The sequence below is a fragment of the Acidisarcina polymorpha genome (assembly GCF_003330725.1).
Taxonomy (GTDB): Bacteria; Acidobacteriota; Terriglobia; order Terriglobales; family Acidobacteriaceae; genus Acidisarcina; species Acidisarcina polymorpha.
Genome location: NZ_CP030840.1, coordinates 3,539,241 through 3,560,644, shown reverse-complemented (window position 1 = coordinate 3,560,644; position 21,404 = coordinate 3,539,241). Strand labels below are relative to the sequence as shown.

Below are 21,404 nucleotides of genomic sequence, written 5' to 3'. Positions count from 1 at the left end.
AGATGACCGGGAAAACGCTTACTCAATTCCACGGATCATGTTGACCGGGCAAACGGCGATAGGCCGCTTTGGCCGCCGTGCGAGAACGGGCTGGAACGTACCGTTCATCGCGCGTTAGTCGCTTCGTGCAAGACCGCGAAAAATGCGGGCTTTGGCTTGCCTTCGCGATCGAAAAGTAGGGGATAATTCGTTCGTCCCCGGCTGGGAAAGTTGTTGAGCCACGATTCGCGATCCGTTACCCCCCACAAGGTGACCCGGCCCATCGAGCCGTGGTGCTCTACGAAAACCCGGAACAACTCCGCATAGCGTTTGGCCAGCGCCTGTTGCATCTCCTCAGGCAGCCCCTGAGTATACGGATTGGATTGCGATGTCACGGCTGCCGTCATCGAAATATCCGCCGAATCCGACTTGGTCGTCCGCGGAAGAACGTCGACATCCAATTCGCTGACATTCACTTGTAGTCCCAACGAGGCAAACGCTTCGATGGTTGCCGCCTCCTGTATCGCATCCGGGCCGTCGATCTTCACGTGGCCTTGCAGGCCAATCCCAGTGATCGGAACTCCAGCCGCTTTGAGTTTGCGCATCAACTCGGCCGCGCCCTTCCGCTTGGCCTCGTTTTCAAGAGAGTAGTCGTTGTAGTAGAGTTGTGCGCCCGGGTCCGCTTCATGGGCGAACTGGAAGGCCTTCACGATAAAGTCGTCGCCGATGATCCGATACCACGGCGACTGGCGCATGGTTCCGTCTTCGTTCAACGCTTCGTTGACCACGTCCCATCCGTTGATGCGTCCTTTGTAGCGGCCGACTACCGTCCGGATATGGTCGTGCATGCGCTGAAGCAGCGCCTCGCGGGTGAGCGGCTTACCTTCTGAATCCTCAAAAACCCACCGGGGGGTCTGGCTGTGCCACACAAGACAGTGCCCCATGATAAACATCTTGTACTTTTCGCCGTACGCGACGTATTGGTCGGCCTGATCGAAGTTATACGTGCCGATGCTCGGGTGTACGGATTGCCACTTGAGCGCATTCTCGGGGCTGATCGTATTGAATTGCGCAGCAATGATAGGGTCCGCGATCTTATCGAGGCCCTCGAACTGCGCTGCGTTCACGGACGCACCGATCCGGAACAACCCATGGTAGGCCTGCTTGAGCGAGGGTAGAGGCGACCCCGCCTGGCCGTGTGCAACTCCTGCCGCTAACACTAGGAACGCAAGAAGTTTCATGAGCTGGCTCTGTCCTCCGGGCAAGCTTGGATCCTGCTGCTGTAACAAAGTGCCGGATCTTCGTGCCCTGCTGAAGCGTTTAATCTTCCAGTCGTGTGTAATGACACGTCTCTCGTCGGGCTACTTACAGCTTGCCTCGAAACACAAGTTCTTGCTGAAAAACGGCATTACGTGATTCTGGAAGCGATCCGCAACGGCGCTGGTATGGGTTCCGGAATAAATCTCGAAGCTGTTCACGATGCCATACTTATCAAAAACGTCGTGTAGCTTGCCGGCATCGATGCGCAAACCATCCTGGTCGCCGACATCCATCGAAATAGCGTGATACTGCTTCAAATTCCCAATATATTGGTCCACGAAAGCAAGTGGCGAGTTGGCGGCAAACTTCGCCTGGACCTCCGGCACCGGAACGCCGTTCTTCGTCGGTAGGTCGAGATACAGCGGCGGATTCTTTGGATCGGGGGCCCAGGCCGCCGCTGTAGCCAGCTGGGCAATACCGAAGCCCGGCAATGCGGCGGGCGCGTCCGACGGCGATTTTAGTCCTGCAATAATCTTTTCGTTGGCGATCGCCATCTCTTTCATCTTGTCCGCAGGGCCGGGTCCGCCACCTCCCATCGGCGACAGGCAGCAGGGACTCATGATGTATAGAGCTCCGAAAACATCCGGATGCTTCATGCCGATACGCGAGGCGCCGTAGCCACCCATCGAGTGGCCTACCAGTCCCCGGCTCTCGCGATTAGGGATCGTCCTGTAGTGCGCGTCGATATAACCCACTACATCATGGAAGATGAACTTCTCGAAATCTCCCGTAGTCGGCGAACTCGAATACATTGAGCCGTTGTAGATTGTCTTCGAGTCCGGAAGCACAACGATCATTTCCTTCGCGCCCTGCGCGAATGCTCCTTCGATCGTCTGCGGCACGTGGATTTCACCCGTCCACTGCGCTGCCCCGATGAAGAAGCCATGCAGCGCATACACGACCGGATACCTGCGGTGCTTGTCCTTCTGGTAGCCGGGCGGCAGAAAGACGATGACGTCGCGATCGACGGCATCACCCTCAAGATTGCCTTCCAGTGCCGTACCGTGGACCTTGATGTGCTCGACCATCACCGGTTTTGCTCCCGGAATAACCGGCGGCACAATCGTCTGCACCTGAGCCGCAAGCCGGGGTGCTACTGTGAGAGCTATTGTCAGTGCGGTCATCATGCACTTCAGTCGCAAGGTTTTCACAAAGGTCCTTTCTTGAATACTTAGCTGACTGCACAGAAAACGAAGAAATCTTGATGCCGCGGGACATGACAAGTGAGTCCGGCGTATCCGCCCAGACGCTTTCATGGACTAACGCTCCAGCTTGCTCAAGAAACCGCCTGTAAAGATACTTCGTAATAAGCGCGTGGGTCTTGCGCCATCGATGATGACATGCAACGGCTGGGAAGGCGGCGGCTGCGCCCCAGAGAGCATCGAATCGTTGCGAGCAAGAGTCCTGTCAGCGGGTAAGCCCGTCTCCTTCAACGAAGACGCCATTCTCGTCAGCCGTATCATGCAATCTTTCCGTCAACGCACTCGGCCACCGGACTTGCAGACTAAGCCACGTTTTAGTTACCGTTCTCTGGCATACGGAATATACACACTTGATCACGCCGTTCGCAAGCCAAATAAATCGCTTTATCCCTGCGGCTTTTGTTTGGACACGATTGGTACAGTCCTTCTTCGGACTGCCGGATTCTTCAACAAGGAAATACGCCAATGATCGTAACGCCGCGGCTTTGATGGCCATTTTTGCGGATGGCTCTTAAGTCTCGGGCGCCGTTGCTCAAACGCCTGTGCAAACCGCGCCTAAGCCGTTACTGTTCGTCAGCCCGCTCTTTGGCGACGACATGGTCATGCAACGCGGCAGGGCCAACACTCTATGGGTTTGGTCGGAACCGGGAGACAAGGTCACAGTCGAGATCGGCGCAACCACCGCTTCAGCGGTCGCGGGCCGACCACCGCTGGCAGTTGCAAATCCACCCGCCTGCCGTCGGCGGCCCCTACAGTATCAAGATCTCCGCCCGTGAAGCAGTTGTGCTTCATAATGTCATTGGCCGGCGATGTCTGGATCTGTGGCGGCCAGTCGATATGGGCCTTCCGGATCACGCCCCCGGCTATACTCTCACCCTATCTGGCGTGCAAGCCTTTCCAACAGATGAGTAATTCAGCTCAGCGATAACGACACCCGACTAGCCTCCTCTAAGAACCGCGAAGAGCGCAAACGTGTTCTCGTTAGGGTATAAATCGTTGCGACGGCGCACCAAGAGCGGACGGATTTTTCCGTTTACACCTTTCGGAAGACCTCTACGGGCAGCAGGCTGCCTTTTGAAAGTTGTTTCTGCGAGGAGTATTCCGGCGGAGGGGAGCTGCCTCCCGAATCAAGGAGGATGCCGATGGTGGCCCAGCCATTGGCCTCGGGAACTACTCTAATGGATCTCGACGTTTTGCACGACTCGGCTGATGGCTCCGTTGGGGCTGGGAACGTCTGGCTTCGATCCCAACTGGATGGAGGCAAAGAGCCCGAGCAGTTGGCCGAAGACTACGTCGAGGACCGGCCGGTACAGGTCGGGGATGGCGGCCCCGGTCTCTGGAGCGAGCACGTATTCAGCGTCGGCGAGTAAGAGGTTCGCATCGGTCGCTACAGCGACGCGGGTGCAGACTAAATCCTTGCTGCCGATCTCGCAGAGCAGGTCCAGTTCATACTGCCTGCGGCGTGGATCGCTCGAACCCAGACTCACGAGTAGCGTGTCGCGATCCAGGGCTGCCATTGGTCCGTGACGCAGAGCAAGGGTGGATTGTGTCATGGTCTGGACCTTGCCGGCGGTGAGTTCAAGCAGCTTCAGCGAGCATTCCAAAGCGGCCCCAGCGAGCACGCCCGAACCGACGAAGCATGCTTTGCTGTAGCCGTGCTGCGACAGCTTGAAGGCTAGTTCGGCGGCCCTGGGCAGAAATGATTCGCCTGCGGCCACCAGAGTCTGGAGGATAGATTCGTATTCGGCGGCGCTCCAGGCGTGGGCCAGAATCTGGCCGGTCAGTAGCATATTGGTAAAGGAGCTGGTCATCGCCAGGCCACGATCGTTTGTCGCATCGTCCAATACGATCGAGCCGGTGCTTACCCTGTTGCACGATTGATCCCTCAGGGCCGCGCTTGACGGCGATCACCGGGACCGCCTCTCCCCGCACATCGAGCGCCTCGTCGAGGGAATCGCGCCTGGCGATGCGGCGCGCTTCGTCGCCATTGGGGAGCAGGAGATCCACATACGGCAGAAGCTCTTGCAGCACACCGTTCCACTGGTCCTCAGGATCGTCATTGGTGTCATGCGAGGTGAGGCCGCGGCGCTTCAATTTCTGAAAGAGCGCCGGCAGGCCTGGCTGGAGGTCACGCAACAAAAATAAAGAAGATAAATGGAAATGCCGGGCAGAAGCGAGGTAGTCGATGTCCAAATCTCTGACTGTCATGTCGAACATGACGCCGGGGTAGGTGAGAACCTGCGGGAGCGGCCATGGGGCAACAGGACCGTCACGCCAGTTTTTGCGTTCTCTGCGCCGCAAAGGGAGCGGGAGACGTCGACCCCACTGTCGGTGAGCCGCTCCATGGCGAGCCGTCCCATAGAATCGGGCCCGTAGCAGGTGATGAAGCCGACGTGGAAAGGTTGTGAGCGAGAATCGCGGACGAGCTGCCGAGGGTCATCTCGAAGTTCGAGGCCAGGAGCTCGCGTTCGACCGGCAGGTCTTCTTCCAGACCGTAAAGGATGAGATCCAGATTGACTTCGCCGGCGATGGTTATATCAAACTGAGGCATGAGGCTCTCAAAGTTGGAGCAGTTTTTGGCTTCCGTATTATTAGCATTTATTTCTAAATGTACATAGTTGAATCCTTTTGGATGATTGCTGCCGGTCAGGTATACGACTCGGGGCAGCTTTCCCGTAGATTTGGCCGGACACCAATATGTGCGTGACTGGCGGTCCGGTTTGGTGTAGGCTCCGAAGGAAATTATCCGAAACCTATGGCGCGCCCTGCAGAAAATCACTCTACGGAACCCACTCAGCTTCTGATCGATGAACGCCGGCAGCATATACTCTCCTTGATTGAGAATGAAGGTCGTGTTCTGGTCGGTGAGCTCTCGCGCGAACTTGGCATCTCGCAGATCACGATACGCAAAGACCTTGAATATCTGCGGTCAAAGGGGTTACTCCACCGGACCCATGGCGGAGCGCTCCGCATGCAAGCCAGTGCGCTGTTCGACCCTTCGCTGCAGGAGAAGCAACAGCAGCATTCCCAGGAAAAACAGCGGATCGCGGTAGCCGCGGCGAAGATGGTCGAAGAGGAGCAGTGCGTCATTCTCGATTCCGGGACGACCACTTCTGCAATTGCCCAAGAGTTGAAGAAATTCTCCCAGCTCACGGTCATTACGAATGCAGTGAATATCGCAACCGATCTGGCCAGTAGCGACCTGGAAGTGATCCTCATAGGTGGAAGCTTTCGCAAGAACTCATTTTCGCTGGTTGGACCGCTTGCTGAGGATGTGTTGCAGGAGATGCATGCGGATATCCTTTTCCTGGGCGTGGACGGGTTCGATACGGAAGTAGGGCTGACGACGCCCAACCTGCTCGAGGCGCGTGTGAACCGCGCGATGGTTAAGGCATCCCGCCGGGTTGTGGCGGTTTGCGATTCCACCAAGTTCGAGCGCCGCAGTCTGTCGCGCATCGTGCCGCCCTCCGCGATTCACTGCGTGATCACCGATCGCGACCTTCCCGCGGAGACGGCCGAGTCGCTCCGCAGCCAAAACATCGAAGTCGTCCTCGTGTAAGTCTGAACCGCAACCGCTACTTCGGTACATATCGGTTGTTAAGCAGGGGAGTAAAGACACTAGCTGGCGGTAGATCGAGCTCAGATACTGCTGTGCCTCGGGATTGGTGGTATCGAGCACATAGAGTTTGTCTTTTTGATCGACGACATATCCAGCGTGAATCGGCTCGCCCTCCGCGTTCTTCAACAGCCAGTCAGGAGGTTGCAAGTAGACCGACGAACGTTCGGAGACTTCGAAGGAGGTGGTCCAGATGCCCGGAGTCAACCCAAGGCCCCGGATTTCGTGCTCCATGGAGCCGAGTCCGTTCGGAAAGACCCAGGCATCGGGGATGCCGTACTCCCCACGCGCGAATTGATAGCCTTCGTCGATGTGGAAGATGTCAGAGCCGAAGGGCTTGAGATACTCCGCCTGCCACGCCGCATTGCTGAGCGGCGCGCCTTCGTTGAGGCCGAGGTAGTACGAATGTCCCGGAGAGCCTCGACCGCTTTCCTAACATGAGTGTAGACATCGCTGCGCGGCTGGGAGAGTTGGGCAGGCAACCACGCACGGCGCGTAGAGCCCAGTTTTCTCTTCAGAAAACTCGTACGGCTTTCGATGATTGGTCCCTGTACTCTCAGGGAACCGCTTTCTATCGGCTTGTTTCGAAACTTTTGTTCTCCATCGAAACGGCTAAGACTTTGGGACAAAGCGCGTTTTTTCTGGACAAGCGAAACAAGACGATATACAAAAATGAAACTAAAGATACATTTCGCTATCATGCGGAGGCCAACCTTTGAAGAAAGCCGCATTATTTCTTGTCGCATTTTGTTGCCTGGAAACTGCGGTCAGTGGGTGGGCGCAGGTAGACACAGGTTCGTTCGCGGGCACGGTGAAGGACTCGACAGGCGCGGTCCTCCCTCAGGCCACGGTAACGGCGACTAATTCCGATACCGGGATCGCGACGGTTACCAAAACCGATGCAGGCGGAAGTTATGTTGTCACTCCGCTCGAAATTGGCCGCTACTCTCTTTCGATTGAATCGGCCGGCTTCCAGACGCAGGTACGCAATAACATTGTTCTGAACGTGCAACAGAACGTTCGCCTCGACTTCACTCTGCGCGTGGGATCGCAGGGGGAAACAGCTATTGTCACCGGAGCTCCTCCGCTACTCGAAACCGAAACCGTTTCCCTGGGAGATGTGATTACCGGCCAGCAGGTGGAACAGCTACCCCTCAACGGGCGGCGTTACACCGACCTGGCGACCCTAACAGCGGGCGTGGCGAAGATCACCGAAGGCCCGGTGAATGGTGGCTCGACGCCGACCAACGGGAATGCGGGCGGCGACTTCTCGGTGAATGGAACTCGCGGGGACCAGAATAACTTCGTGCTGGATGGCGTGGACAATAACTCCAATGACAACGGCGACCTGTCCTTTGTAAGCAGTGTCGATGCGATCGCCGAATTCAAGATCCAGACATCGAACTACTCCGCAGAATTCGGCCGCAGCGGCGGCGCGGTAATCAACGCCACGACCAAGTCTGGAACGAACCAGATCCATGGGAGCGCGTGGGAGTTCCTGCGTAACGACGTTCTGGACGCCCGTGGTTATTTCGAATCTCCTGACGACCAGAAGGCTCCCTACCGACAGAACCAGTTTGGGGGGACCATCGGCGGTCCAATTCTGAAGAACAAAGCTTTCTACTTCCTTGATTATGAAGGGACACGGATCGGATCGGCGGACACCGACTTTGCGACAGTGCCGACGGCCGCGGAGGCCAAGGGCGACTTCAGTGATATTCTCGGCCCCCAGACCGGCGTAGACCCATTGGGTCGTCCGGTATATACGAATGAGATTTATAACCCGGCCACTACTCGCACCGTAAACGGACAGACGGTCCGAGACGGGTTTGGATTCGACCCTGCAACCGGGCTTCCGATCCCGGGACAGGCGAACGTCATCAATGAGGGCATTAACTCGATCGGGTCGAATTATGCGGCGCTGTACCCGACGCCCAACCTCCCGGGCTTTGCCAACAACTATCGCGTGAATGCGCCGGGCTACAACAACGGTGACCAAATGGATGCGCGGGTCGATGAAAGCCTGACATCGAAGATCCAGCTCTTCGAGCGATATTCGTATGGCACCCAGCAGCGCTTTCAGGCACCAGTGTTTGAAGGCATTGCGGATGGAGGCGGCTACAACACCGGGAACCGGCCGACAGACATAAACGGCGCGGTATTGGGCTATACGCATCTGCTGACCTCAGACCTGGTGAATGCGCTGCGTGTCGGATACAACCGCCTTCATTATGTTTCGAACTCGCCGTCTTATGGACAGCATTATCCCCCGGTCAATCTCCAGATTCCGGGCGTTCCTGACGATCCTCAAGTCAATGGCCTGACGTGGTTTTCGATCGACGGATATAACGGTCTTGGCGAGCCTTTGTACACCCCGACCAAGAGCACTAGCCAGGACATTCAGATCGACGACACCCTGAACTGGGTGCATGGAAATCACCAGATCCGAGTGGGACCGCAGATCCATTGGGACCAATTCAATCTGTTACAGATCGGTCAGCCACGCGGCAACATGGAGTATAGCGGGCAGTTTACGGCGGCTGATCCGGTAAACCAGCAAGGCAGCGGCAATGCGGTGGCGGACACGCTGCTGGGTCTGCCGGTCTCCTCGAAGATCTCGACGGTATCTTATTATGGCAATCGCCAGCATTCCTATGGGGCATTCTTTGAAGACATCTTCAAAGCTGCTCCAAGTCTGACGATGGACCTCGGGCTGCGCTATGACTATGCGACGCCTTCTTATGAAGCGCATAACCGGCAGAGCAACTTCGACTATACAAAGGGGATCATTATCCCTGCGGGAACGCCCGGGTATCCTTCGAAGCTGGCCAATACAGCGAAGGACAATTTTGCTCCACGTTTCGGCTTTACCTACAAACCGCTTCCCGATCGTCCACTTGTCGTGCGGGTCGGTTTCGGAAGATTTTTTGTCTTCCAGGAAATCCGAACCGGGGACCCGCTTCAGATCAACTACAACCTGCCTTTCTTTTATGAGCCTACGTTTATCAGTGATGGTTTGACGCCGGCGTTGACCCTGGCGACCGGCTTTCCCGCTCTCAATGCCGACGAAGCGGTCAACGCCGGCGTTACCAGTCAGGACTTTAACCCGCGCACCGCGGTTTACGACGAATGGAACATGAACGTCGAGTACCAGCTTCCGGGCGACATCCTTATCTCTCCGGCCTATGTCGGGACGAAAGGAACGCACCTCCAGGTTCTGGTCGACCGCAACCAGATTCCGACACCTCAGACGATTTTCGATCAATCCCTGCGTCCCTATCCGAACTTCGGCCCGTTTGCGTCGATCGAGAACCGGGGCAATTCGACCTACCATTCGTTTCAGCTCAAGGTGGAGAAGCGGTCGAATAACGGTCTGTATTTCATTAGTGCTTACACCTTCAGCAAATCGATCAACGATCAGCCGGAGATCTGCTGCAATGCACCCTGGCCGCAGAACAGCTATAACCTGCCGGCGGAGAAAGGCGTCTCCGATTTTGACAACCGGCATCGCTGGGTCACGAGCGTGGACTATGCATTGCCCGTCGGCAAAGGGCAGCGGTTCCTGAATAACGGCAAGATGCTCGACGAGGCTTTTGGCGGATGGCACGTGGGTGGCATCATCACCTTCCGTTCCGGCTTTGCCTTCTCGCCGGAGATGAGCTACGACCCGACGAATACCGGCTCTCAGGGCTTGCTGCGCACGGACCGCATCGGCGATGGCCACCTGGCGCATCGCGGTCCATCGCTGTGGTTCAACCCGAATGATTTCCCGGTGCCGACTTGCAATTGCTTCGGTAATGCGGGCAAGAACATTCTGGAAGGGCCTGGGGAGAGCTCACTGGACCTCTCGGCGCGCAAATTTTTCCCCATCACGGAACGCGTGAGCTTCGAGTTTCGCGCAGAGTTCTTCAATGCTTTCAACCATGCCGTCTTCTCGCAGCCCGATCCATTTATCACCGATGGACCAGGCCAGACCGGCGTCATCACATCGACTGTGCTTCCACAACGTCAGATCCAATTTGCAGGCAAGCTGCAATTTTGACGTTCGGCAATGAAAGAGCGGCGTCCGTGCTGCACCGTATTCCAACCATGAGGAGCTGATTTCAATGCAGCGCAGAGATTTTCTCAAGAGCGGGATTGCCGCAGCCGGAGCCCTTAGTCTAAGTACCGGGCAGGCCCCTGGAATGGTGCGGGCCCACGACTGGGGGAAGTACGACTTCGGCTCTGGTCCCGAGGTTCGAGATCGTTTGAATCAGGGTCCTTTTCCTCAGTATCCGCCCGACGCTGCTATCCCGGGAGACGAAGTGGTGATGACAACCACCCCGACCGACGCGGTGGTCTCAAATTATGGCAGAGGGCTGGTCACCTATGTCACCGCCGATATGGGGACGGACGAGATCAAGTCCCCAGACGTGAACCAGGAGATCGAGAGGCTGGTGAAGTTTCCGCTGGGAGAGCTGATCTATCTTCGGCCGACGTGGCGCGAGGTGCAGCCACGCCCTGGCCGGCTGGAGATGCCTGAGTATCTCAAGCTGGCGTTTGATCTCGCCAAGAAAAACAGGAAGCGAGTTGGCTTGCGCGTGCAAATGAGTGCGCCAGACTATTTTCACGAAGCCGCGCTGCCTGACTTCGTACTTAATAAGGTCCCGAAGGTGGACCTGGTCATGAGCGCAAAAGAGGACCGCAAGGCGGGACAGCGATTCTTAGACAATCCGCACTCCCGCTATCAGCCGCGCTTTGATGATCCTTACTTTCAGCAGTGTTTCAAAGAATTGGTCGGCCTGCTGGCAGCGGAGTTCAATGGAAACCTGCAGGTCGAGTTCATCGATACGTTTATGTATGGATTCTGGGGCGAAGGGCATACATGGCCCTTCGCCAACAATCCTTTCCCCGACTATCAGACGGCCGAACGCACGTGGGTCCAAATGCTGGAAGTACAGCTGGACAGCTTCACAAAGACACCGCTGCTGACTAATACTCAGCCCGACTACAGCCGCGTCGGAAACTCTGAAGTGCTTGACCGGACGGTACGCAGCAACAACTGGATCCGCAGCGATACTATTTTTATCGAGAACGAGCAGATCGAGGCCCTCAGCAATCGGCCGCCATGGATCGGCGCATTGCTGGAACAGGCGCTGCCGGGTAAGCCGCCCACGCCAACCACCGCGCACGAAGGAATCTCTCCCGCGGAGAACATGATCGCGCACGTGATGGATATTGGAGCGAACTACTGGTCGCTCTGGAACTTTCACCAGATCAGTGCGAAGAACCTCGAGAGCTACTACGAGGCCTATCCCGTGTGGTTTGATCGCATTAATAGTCGCATCGGTTACAAGGTGAGACCGTCTTTCATCTGGAGCTATGCAGACGCTGGCAATGTTGGATTGATTGTCGGCTTCGCGAACGACGGCATCGCCGGTGTTCCCGGTGTGTTACGCGTGACGGTCGAAGGCGACGACGGCAAAAAGCTGGCCAGCGGATGTCTCGATGCGGGCTATCCTTTGCCGGGCAAGATCCGGCAGGCGCAGTTTGTATTGCCCGCGGGCACCAAGTGGCAGGGGGCAAAGCTCAAGGCGGAGATTGAAGTCAAGGGGATGAGCTATCCGGTGCGCTGGGCCTGCCACCAGACGCTCAATGAGGATGGTTCCCTGACCTTGCGGCCGAATCTGCGCCAAGAAGTTTGAGCGGGCGCTTTCCCTCTATTCCAACAGTAGTTTTTCGCGAGGTTTTGTATGCGGCGACGAGACTTCCTCAAATCGGGAGCGTTATTGGGTACGGTCGGCAGCGTCATCGCTCCGAGACTGAGGGCCGACGTTCCCGATCATCTATGGGAGGGCTATGACTTCGGGCGCCCGACTGTGACGAACAGGCTGGACCAGGGACCTTTCGGCGTCAGCCAGGACGACGGGTGGTATACGATCTTCATCACCCATGCCTCGCGCGAACATATTCGGAACTTTGGCACGGGATTGGTGGGCTACACCTGGGAAGAGAATGGTCCCGCGCTGCGGGTCCAATGCGGAGTGGAGACGCTCGAACAGAGCGTTGAAAAGATGGCCGCGTTGCCGTTCGTCGATGTTCTCTATATCCGGTGCGACTGGCGCGACATTCATACGGGACCTGGCAAACTTGAACTGTCGCCGGTGTGGGAGGCGACCTTCGACGCGGCCAAACGCCATAACCTCGGCGTGAGCTTCCGCATACAGCTGTCAAGTCCGAACATCGAACCGCAGAAGCTGTCCCTTCCCGACTTCCTGCATGGCAAAGTGCCGATCGTCAACATCGGTCATAAGTCGAAGGAGCATCGCACCAGCTACGACTTCTATGAGCCACGCTATGACTCGCCGGAGTTTCAAAAGGCCTTTGCCGATTTGAATGAGCTTCTGGCTGCGCGCTTTGAGGGCCATCCGCAACTGGAGTATATGGACTTGATGATGTATGGGTTCTGGGGCGAAGGCCACACCAACGATCTTCCCAACCCGTTTCCCGATTACCTCACTGCGGAAAAGACCTTTGTTCAGATGACCGAGCTGCAGATGGAGACATGGAAGACGACTCCTCTGGCCGTCAATACCGAACCGGACATCAGCGCAGTCGGCAATCAGCAGATACGGGACATAGCCGTCCGCGCGGGCTGCTGGCTGCGCTCTGACAGCCTGATCATGGATGAGCCGGTGCAGATTGAGGAACTTAGCAACCGGCCACCGTGGATAGCGACAGTTCTCGAAGATGGCGCGAACCGGCACCACGTGCTGCCTGGGTTCGCGGACGAGGAGAAAGCCTGCCTCGCGAAGTTGCCCGAGTCGAAGCTTGCTTTTGTTGGCCATGACAGCGAACAGCAGCCCGCGGGCGATTATCCGCAGCAGATTGGCGGGCCCATCGCGCTGCCTTATCGCGAGAGTGCGGGCTATCATGCGCTCGACATTGGTTCGAACTACTTTGGGCTTTGGACCGAGGCTGACAATATTCGCCGGTACTATGAGAAATACCCAGATTCACTCCGCGCCATGGAGCAGCGAATGGGCTACCGCGTTCGTCCGTCACTAATCTGGCAGAGAAAGCGCTACGACACGATGGAGCTTATTCTGGCCATCGTGAATGATGGAGTTGCCGGCGTACCTGGAGTGCTGGGAATCTATGCGGAGACTCTCGACGGCATCAAGGTTGGCGGGAACCTCGATGCCGGTCAGCCTTACGCGGGGCGTTTGCGCGAGGCCTCGATCCTGCTGCCTAGAGGGCTGGATGGCCAGCAGATTGTGCTGCGTGCCGAGTTGCTGGTGAAGGGCGTGCGCCGGCCAATTCGCTGGGCTTGCCATGAGAAAACAAATGCGGATGGCTCGTTGACACTCCGTTTGAAGAAAGCGAGCGATGCTGACTGGAAGAAAGGGGTTTAAAGCGAATCGACCTATAGCGGGTCCGACGGGTCGCTGTTCGTCCTGAAGGGCTGGAGATGGGGAGATGGAGAGACGACTAGTGATTTTGCCGTTCGGCGGTGAATTCGCCCGAAGCTCCGGAAGGATCGATCGAGATTGTCCCCTGCATCAGCTTGTCTTCGCCGATGATCCCGGACAAGGTGAGCTTGAACGGGGTGTTCTGGTAGGTTGTGGTATAGCTCCATGTCGCTTGCTTTCCCTTGACCGATCCCTGCGCCGCAGCGGTACGATTTCCATCTAATTTGCAGGTTCCCGAGAGGATGTGCCCTTTCTGCTCGAGCATGCAGGCAGGGGTGACGGAATCATCATCTACATCGCCGCTGACGACCCATAAACCGGAAAAATTCTGAGCAAAGGCCGAGGATGACAGGAGAAGCACCGACAGAAGCCAGGTCTTCATCATTTGGTTTCGTTCCCCAAGTTCTGAGCCATACTACCGGAAGAAATGACCCATTTGAGACAATTTGAGAAAATTTTCTCAATGTTGGGTCCGTTTTTTGGGACGGCGACCATAGCGTAGGGTCAGAGCGACCTCTCAGAGGATTACTCGATCATCCGATTGTCACCCTTTGCAGAGCTTCTTCGAGAGCCGTGGCGTCCGGATCCGAGATTGCACGGCAGGATTCCCGCTGGATGAATTCGGTAGGAACGGTCACGCTCTGGGGCGGAAGGCTGGGATCGGAAATCCGTTTTATCGCCATTTCCACCATCTGTTTTCCCATGTGTTCAGGGAACTCGCGAATGGTCGTCAGGCCGGGGTAGAGCCAGGCTCCGATGGTGTCGTCGCATCCGGCAACGCTTATGTCGTCGGGGATTTTGAGGCCGCTATCCCGGACCGCTTTATAGACTCCGTATGCGGTCTGATCATTTCCCGCGAAGATCGCCGTGGGAGGCTCGTTTGAGGCCAACAAGAATTTCGTGCCGAGATAGCCAATCTCGGTATCATCCTCCGAATCGATGCTGCTGTGGGCCGGGCGCAGGCCAGCCCGTTCCATGGCCTTCTGATATCCGATAAAGCCGCGCGAAAACCACGGTAGCTGCAGGTTTCCCACAAAGCCGATACGGCGATGGCCTAACTGGATGAGATACCTGGTCATATTGTGGCTTCCCTGGGTCTCGTCGGAGAAGATCACATCGTAACGGGCTTTCTTCGGTTCTCCGATGAGATTATTTCCCAGTACAACGGAGGGGATTCCGCGGTGCTCCAACAGTTCCAGCAGATTCGAAGAGTTTGTGCCTGCCAGGATTACGGCGCGCACCATGTCTCTGCGCTGCACGACCTTCGGCAGATACAGTTCCTGCCAGGGCATGTGGGGGGAGTAGCTGAATGACAGAAAAACCATGTCCCACCCATGGGCGGCGCAACATGCTTCAGCCCCCTTCAACACTCGCGAGTGGAAGGCGTGCAGCATGGCGCGATTGCTTAGCAGGAAGGCGAGGGCCTTGGTTTTATTTCTCTTGGAGAGGTCCACATCGAGCTTGGCCGCGGCCTGCAGCACTTTCTGCTGAATGGCTGGATCGACCCGGTTATTTCCATTCAGTACACGCGACGCGGTGGTGACGCTGACCTTGGCCAAAGCAGCTATTTCGCGAAGTCCTGTTTTCTTTTTGGGTGCGTCTTTTTTCATGGCACGTTGGGACAGGCGGCAATGCTTCATTGTGCGCTCTGTTCGCACACAGTATACATAGCGAGAAATTTTTCTGATCCACTCAATTAGCCAAGCGTTTCTTGCACGCTATTTTGAGAAATAATTCTCATTTAATGGGCAAATTTTCTTGACACGCTTGTTGCCTTCATTTAACGATTGTCTACATCGTTCAGTACCGCAGGCTCGCTGTCGCTTCACCACCTACAGATCACACCAGATCGTCCGAGAGCCAGACGACGCCGGTCATTCAAAAAAGACGAGGGGTCATGGGTAGTCCGATCACGGATATCGAGCGTTTTGAAGTCGGAACATTGAAGGTTGAGGTTTATCCCACTCGGGCGGCGGCGGGCGAAGCTGCCGCTCAAGCTGCTGCCCGAGCGTTACGCGATCTGGCGCACAACAGGTCTATCGGCGTCATTTTTGCCACTGGAGCATCGCAACTGGAGACGCTCGATTCGCTCACTCGCATCCAGGATGTTCCCTGGAAGCATATCCGCGGCTTTCATCTTGATGAGTATGTCGGTATCCCGGCAGACCATCCAGCTTCCTTCCGGAAGTATCTTCGTCAAAGGCTGACCGAGAAAGTTTCCCTGCATCAGTTTCACGAAATCAACGGGAGCTCCGCGGATACGGAGGCTGTCTGCCGTACTTATGCAGAAGATCTAGCTGCGGCCTCACCCGCTCTGTGTTTCCTGGGAATCGGGGAGAATGGCCACCTGGCGTTCAACGATCCAGGAATCGCGGACTTTGCTGATGTTGTGGACGTCAAGGTCGTCCATCTCGATCCGGTTTCGCGCAACCAGCAGGTCGCTGAGGGCTGGTTCTCTACTTTTCAAGACACGGCCGAGAGTGCGATCACAGTCACGATGCCCGCGCTCTTTCGAGTGCCTAAATTGATTGTTTCGGTGCCGGGAAAAAGAAAGGCGCAGATCATGAAACAAACCTTGACCTTGGATATCTCGACGAAGTGCCCGTCCACGATTCTACGGACGCATCCCGATGCGACCGTCTATCTCGATCAGGATTCAGCCGCAGAGCTTCACAGCTTTTGGCGCGGTAACTAAACCTCGCCAGGAAGCGAAGCGGCCGGCACTGCAAGGACTGTACAAGAAAGTGCACAGGACCGATGGGGGCGTTATGACGCAAGAGACGAATTCAGGTACCGATCGACGGACATTTCTCAAACAGGCGGGCGGTACTTTGCTGGCAGCCAGCGTGAGCGCCCGCTCCTACGCAAGGATTCTCGGCTCCAATGACCGGATACGTCTGGGACAACTGGGCTGCGGCGGCCGCAGTCATGGCCATGTACATATGGTCCAACTGGCCTCAAAACAGACGCCCGTCGAGACGGTTGCAGTCTGCGACATCTGGAACAAGGCGCGCGATCGGCGGGCCGCCCAGGTACGGGCGGCATTCAATCTCGAACCTCAGATCTACAAGTACTCCGAAGAGATGCTGGCGCGCCAGGACATCGACGGCGTGATGATCGCAACCGGCGATTTTCAACACGCAAAGCTATGTACTGAAGTGGTGAAGGCGGGCAAGGATTGTTACGTTGAAAAGCCTTTTGCCAACGTGTTGTCAGAGGCCAAGGAAGCGCGCGATGTGACCAAGGACTCGAAGCAAGTCGTGCAGATGGGATCGCAGCACCGCAGCCAGCCATACCAGATCGCTGTGCGTGACATTATTCGCTCAGGACGCATCGGCAAGGTGGTGCACGTCGAACAGGAATGGAATGTCAACGAGGAGCGCTGGCGCTTCGTCCCCTGGGACGTCGGCGTCTCGCGCGAGATGCTAGAGGACCGCAACATGGAGTGGAAGGAATGGCTCAATCGCCCCTCGCAACTCAAGGAAGAAGACACCGACTGGAAGCGCTGGCTGTTAGGCAAGCCGGACCGTCCGTTTGACCCGCATGTCTATCTGGAGTTCAGACTGTACAAGGACTTCTCTTCCGGACTCTTCGATCAATGGATGAGTCATGGCTGCGACCTGGTGCACCTGTGGACCGACGAAGCTTATCCGGTCAGCGTGGTGGCGAATGGCGGGGTCTTCACCTGGACCGATGGGCGCGAGAATCCTGACGCCTGCGTGGCGGCGGTGACCTATCCGAAGGGATTTCTTTACACCTATAAGTCCATCATGAGCAACAGCTACCGGAGCTTCTCTCGCATCCAGGGCAGGGACGGCACGATCGCCAACTATGGGGGAGAAGGGGCTTCGCTGTTCACGGTGAGCAAAGAGGGCGGCAGAGATGAGTATGATCCTTACGGTGGCGGCCCTGTCTACAAAGGAGTGCCTATCGTTGGAACCGGCAACGATGCCGAAGAGTTGATCCAGGTGCCGGGGGCAGCGGCGCCAAACTCGCTCGGCCCCGACGATGACGATGTAAGTCATGTAGTCGATTGGTTCGCCGCCATGCGCAACCGCAGCCAGCCGAGCGCCACAGTCGATCACGGATTCTCTCACTCAATCGTGATCATCATGGCGGCCCAATCGTATTTGACGGGAAAGAAGCTTTACTGGGACCCAACGGCAGAAGAGATCGTCGATCATCCTGTTCCGCAGCCGGGATGAGCGCGAAGAACGGCGCCTGAAGACACAAGACACATAACACTGGGTCCGCCCACCTTGAATGCTCAGCGGATCAAGCGGGGAGGTGTCGCCAAACAACGATCGCGCTTAGGGCTTCTTCAGGGCCAAACAGTACCGAAACATCATTCACTCGTGGAGGAACTCCGATGTGCCTAACTAGAGTGACACACAAAACAAAATTGTATATTTCCGTTCTGGCGAGTCTCGGTCTGTACATGCTGTCTTTCACAGCGCCAGTCCTGGCGCAGACGGCGGGTACGGGCAGCATTCAGGGAAGTGTTCTCGATCAGACCGGCGCGGCCATTCCGAACGCGACGGTGACGGCTACCGACGTTGCAACACAGGTTAAGCATGCGGCGACGAGCAGCAGCACCGGCCTGTACAGCTTTCCGAGTCTTCCCATCGGGAACTACCTTGTCGACTCAGACGCTGCAGGATTCCAGCACTATCGCCAGTCGAACATTGTGCTCGATGTGGGCAGCAGTATAGCTGTCAATGTGAGCATGAAGCCAGGAAACGTTAATCAGGTGGTCGAGGTGCGGGCCGCTGGTCTTGCACTCCAGACCGAAGATAGCTCGCTGAAGCAGACGGTCGATGAAAAGACGCTCACCGCGCTGCCCCTCAATGGAAGGCAGATGACCGACCTCGTCACGCTTATGGGAGGCGCGGTGAATGCCAATGAGGGAAATGATGTTCAAGGAAGCAAGACGTTCTATAGCTCAGCGGTCATCTCCATTGCCGGCGGACAAGGGAACTTCACCGATTACCGGCTGGATGGGGGCGACCACAACGACTACATGACCAATATCAATCTTCCCTTCCCGTTCCCTGACGCAGTCGCGCAGTTCAGCGTAGAGACGACAGACCTCGGCGCACAGAGTGGACTGCACCCGGGAGGCCTCGTCAATGTGGTTACTCGCTCCGGATCCAATGACTGGCATGGCTCGGCCTTTGAGTTCATTCGCAATAACTACATCGATGCGACGAACTTCTTTTCGACATCGAAAGATACTTTGCATCAGAACCAGTTTGGCGGCACCTTCGGCGGCAGGATCATTCGCGACAAGCTGTTTTTCTTTGCCGGATATCAGCGGCTCAACAGCGGCCAAAGCCAGTCGTTGACTCCTGCTTATGTTCCGACGGCCGCCAACCTGGCCGGCGACTTCTCTGCAACCGAGAACTCAGCCTGCCAGACGAGCCCTATCCAATTGGTCAATCCACAAACGGGCGCACTCCTGCCGAACAACCATATCGATCCGTCTCTTTTCAATGTCACAGCTCTTGCGTTAGACAAATATCTTCCTGCGCCGACCAACGCGTGCGGTCTTGTAACCTTCGCAATTCCCTCGAAGGTGACTGAGAACCAATTCGTGACCCGCGGGGATTGGTCGATCAATGCGCAACACAGCCTGTATGGACGCTATTGGATCGATGACTACCAGCACCCGGCTTTTTTCTCGCCGACCAACATTCTTATCACTGGACAAACCGGCAACTACGAGCGTGTGCAGTCAATCACGCTGGGCGAAACCTATATTCCAACCCCTCACCTCGTTAATACCTTCCACGCGACGGGATCACGGCGGCGCATCAATCGAGGTCCGGCCCCCGAAGGCATCAACCCGGCCACCCTGGGCATCGACATGTACAGCACCGCGCCGGTCAGCCTCAATCTGCAAGTCACCGATAAGTGGAGCATCTATTCGGGTGCGCCAGCGACGTTCAATGTGAATACCTTTGCCTTTGCGGACGATATCACCTGGGTGCATGGCAAGCATCAGATCGCTTTTGGCGGCGAATTCGTACGTTCCCAGTTCAACGAGAACAACGTCTATCAAGGCAATGGGTCTTTCAACTTCAGTGGCGTTTACAGCCAGTTTGGACCCGCCGGGCAGAGCCCGGGCGCTACGGGCGCAGATGCAAATCTGGATTTCCTCACCGGGTCGATGAACAGTTTCGAACAGAGCAGTCCGCAGCTGGATGCGTTGCGCGCACCGATTCCGAGCCTTTACATCATGGACACCTATCACCTCAACGATAAGATCGTCTTGACCGGCGGCGTTCGCTGGGCGCCGGAGTTTTTTCCGACGGACTATTTTGGCCGCGGCTCTACGTTCAGCATAAAAAACTTTCTCAATGGCACCGTGAGCAGCGTCTATCCCAACGCCCCGGCGGGCAGCCTGTTCTATGGAGACGCCGGCGTTCCCAAAGCCATGACGAAAAACTCTCTCTGGCAGTTCTCTCCACGGGCTGGAGCGACGATCGATCTGAAGGGAGACGGCAAGCTTGTCTTCCGTGTCGGCGGAGCCATGGTCTATGACCTGGTGAATTTCTTCATGGGCCAGAACATGAACGTAAACCCGCCGTTTTCACAGTCCATCGCGAATAATCCCGTGAATCAGCCCTTAAACTTCTCGAGCCCGTGGTCTAACGGCACGGTCACGACCAATCCGTTTCCCGCGCCGATCAAGCCTAATCCGGATATAGCGTTTCAGCCTGGATCGCAGTACATAGTTCTGCCGCGCCAGTACCAGCCGCCGGTGATGTTCCAATACACCGTAAGCATACAGCAGGAGTTTGCGCATGGCTGGCAGTTCCAGATCGACTACATCGGCAACCGGACCAACTACAACAGCTACGCGTTGCCGATGAGTCCCGCGGTTTATATTCCCGGCAATTGCGGCGACGGTCCGTGCTCGACGCTTGGCAATACGGCGTCGCGGTTTTCCCTGACGCTTGCGAATCCAGCGGCGGGCCCCTACTACGCGGGGGGCGGTCAAGGCTCTACCTTCGTGGTTACGGGAGCCAACTCAAGTTACAACGGACTCATCACGACCATTCAACACCGCCTGTCGTCGAGCTTTGTATTGATGGCCAATTACACCTGGTCTCACTGCATCGACATCGCCGACAGTGTCGGCGATACAGAAGCCGTCACGGTGCAGGACCCAGCCAATATCAAAGCCGACCGCGCCAATTGTGGCTTTGACTTCCGCCATGTCTTCAATACCTTACTAGTGGCCACGAGCCATTTTCCGCTCACCGGGGCTGCGGGCCTGATCGTGAATCACTGGGAGTTCGCTCCGCTTGTTCATGCAACCGATGGAGCGCCTTTTACGGTGATCACGGGCGTGGACAATTCGCTCACCGATATCGGGAACGATCGTCCTGATCTGGTTCCGTCGACTGCTTTGTATACCCATAACAAGATCAAGAGCGGACAATCGATCAACGCTCAGTTCATCAACCCCGGCGCCTTCGCGCCGAACGCGATCGGAACATACGGGAGTGTGGCGCGCGACCAGTTCCGCGGCCCGAAGTTCCTTCAAGTCGACAGCGCCTTGAGCCGAATCTTACCCATCCACGAGCGTCTGAATCTTGCGCTTCGTCTGGAGGCATTCAACCTGCTAAATCATCCCAACTTTGCGACCCCGGAAAGCGGCGGCTATATTGGACAGACTACCTCCCTGACCTCACCAACATTTGGACAGATCACAGCCACAACCAACAACTATGGAGCCAGGATCTTCCAGGGAGCGGTGAAGCTGAACTTTTAAATCGACGGAGCGCTATCCGAGAGACTGCGGCCGTGCGCTCCATTTTGCACTGGCCA

General features: G+C 56.6%; 14 protein-coding genes and 1 pseudogene. 7 read left to right on the top strand and 8 right to left on the bottom strand.

The window, feature by feature from the left end; all coding sequences use genetic code 11:
• Positions 1–104: 104 nt before the first annotated feature.
• The 5 genes from ACPOL_RS15255 to ACPOL_RS34820 form a co-directional block, all read right to left on the bottom strand.
• Positions 105–1,220, bottom strand: coding sequence for an endo-1,4-beta-xylanase (locus ACPOL_RS15255; protein ID WP_114210849.1), 1,116 nt, complete (start codon positions 1,218–1,220; stop codon positions 105–107).
• 120 nt (positions 1,221–1,340) lie between these two features.
• Complete coding sequence (locus ACPOL_RS15250) at positions 1,341–2,450, bottom strand: alpha/beta hydrolase (protein ID WP_236656813.1); 1,110 nt, start codon at positions 2,448–2,450, stop codon at positions 1,341–1,343.
• Positions 2,451–3,676: 1,226 nt separating this feature from the next.
• Positions 3,677–4,054: a phosphoheptose isomerase family protein gene (locus ACPOL_RS15240; RefSeq protein WP_236656812.1), complete on the bottom strand. Its 378-nt coding sequence runs from the start codon at positions 4,052–4,054 to the stop codon at positions 3,677–3,679.
• Between the two features lie 25 nt (positions 4,055–4,079).
• The gene (locus ACPOL_RS34825) at positions 4,080–4,709 is read right to left on the bottom strand and encodes a carbohydrate kinase family protein (protein WP_236657498.1); all 630 of its coding nucleotides are present in this window, start codon (positions 4,707–4,709) and stop codon (positions 4,080–4,082) included.
• Positions 4,710–4,770: 61 nt separating this feature from the next.
• Complete coding sequence (locus ACPOL_RS34820) at positions 4,771–5,052, bottom strand: hypothetical protein (RefSeq protein WP_236657497.1); 282 nt, start codon at positions 5,050–5,052, stop codon at positions 4,771–4,773.
• Positions 5,053–5,256: 204 nt separating this feature from the next.
• Here ACPOL_RS34820 and agaR point away from each other — a divergent pair, with 204 nt between their 5' ends.
• Positions 5,257–6,060, top strand: coding sequence for a transcriptional repressor AgaR (gene agaR / locus ACPOL_RS15230; protein WP_114207804.1), 804 nt, complete (start codon positions 5,257–5,259; stop codon positions 6,058–6,060).
• 66 nt (positions 6,061–6,126) lie between these two features.
• Here the strand turns inward: agaR and ACPOL_RS34815 are convergent.
• Positions 6,127–6,390: pseudogene (locus tag ACPOL_RS34815) on the bottom strand (alpha-galactosidase); the annotation flags it as partial.
• A 442-nt stretch (positions 6,391–6,832) separates the two neighbouring features.
• On the opposite strand from ACPOL_RS34815, the gene ACPOL_RS15215 reads away from it, so the two are divergent.
• The 3 genes from ACPOL_RS15215 to ACPOL_RS15205 all read left to right on the top strand — a co-directional run bounded on the left by ACPOL_RS15215 (position 6,833) and on the right by ACPOL_RS15205 (position 13,511).
• Positions 6,833–10,159: a TonB-dependent receptor gene (locus ACPOL_RS15215; RefSeq protein ID WP_114207802.1), complete on the top strand. Its 3,327-nt coding sequence runs from the start codon at positions 6,833–6,835 to the stop codon at positions 10,157–10,159.
• A 64-nt stretch (positions 10,160–10,223) separates the two neighbouring features.
• On the top strand, positions 10,224–11,801 hold the full coding sequence (locus ACPOL_RS15210; protein WP_114207801.1) for a hypothetical protein: 1,578 nt from the start codon (positions 10,224–10,226) through the stop codon (positions 11,799–11,801).
• Positions 11,802–11,849: 48 nt separating this feature from the next.
• Positions 11,850–13,511, top strand: coding sequence for a hypothetical protein (locus ACPOL_RS15205; protein ID WP_150133013.1), 1,662 nt, complete (start codon positions 11,850–11,852; stop codon positions 13,509–13,511).
• Between the two features lie 76 nt (positions 13,512–13,587).
• Here the strand turns inward: ACPOL_RS15205 and ACPOL_RS15200 are convergent, their stop codons facing one another.
• Both ACPOL_RS15200 and ACPOL_RS15195 read right to left on the bottom strand, forming a co-directional pair.
• Positions 13,588–13,953, bottom strand: a complete 366-nt coding sequence (locus ACPOL_RS15200) for a hypothetical protein (protein ID WP_114207799.1) — start codon at positions 13,951–13,953, stop codon at positions 13,588–13,590.
• A 148-nt stretch (positions 13,954–14,101) separates the two neighbouring features.
• Positions 14,102–15,208, bottom strand: a complete 1,107-nt coding sequence (locus ACPOL_RS15195) for a LacI family DNA-binding transcriptional regulator (protein ID WP_114207798.1) — start codon at positions 15,206–15,208, stop codon at positions 14,102–14,104.
• 257 nt (positions 15,209–15,465) lie between these two features.
• Between ACPOL_RS15195 and ACPOL_RS15190 the strand changes: the two genes are divergently transcribed.
• The 3 genes from ACPOL_RS15190 to ACPOL_RS15180 all read left to right on the top strand — a co-directional run bounded on the left by ACPOL_RS15190 (position 15,466) and on the right by ACPOL_RS15180 (position 21,348).
• A complete protein-coding gene (locus ACPOL_RS15190; RefSeq protein WP_201759243.1) occupies positions 15,466–16,263 on the top strand; it encodes a 6-phosphogluconolactonase in 798 nt (265 codons plus the stop codon).
• Positions 16,264–16,336: 73 nt separating this feature from the next.
• On the top strand, positions 16,337–17,773 hold the full coding sequence (locus ACPOL_RS15185; RefSeq protein WP_114207797.1) for a Gfo/Idh/MocA family protein: 1,437 nt from the start codon (positions 16,337–16,339) through the stop codon (positions 17,771–17,773).
• Between the two features lie 164 nt (positions 17,774–17,937).
• The gene (locus tag ACPOL_RS15180) at positions 17,938–21,348 is read left to right on the top strand and encodes a carboxypeptidase-like regulatory domain-containing protein (protein WP_114207796.1); all 3,411 of its coding nucleotides are present in this window, start codon (positions 17,938–17,940) and stop codon (positions 21,346–21,348) included.
• Positions 21,349–21,404 lie beyond the last annotated feature (56 nt).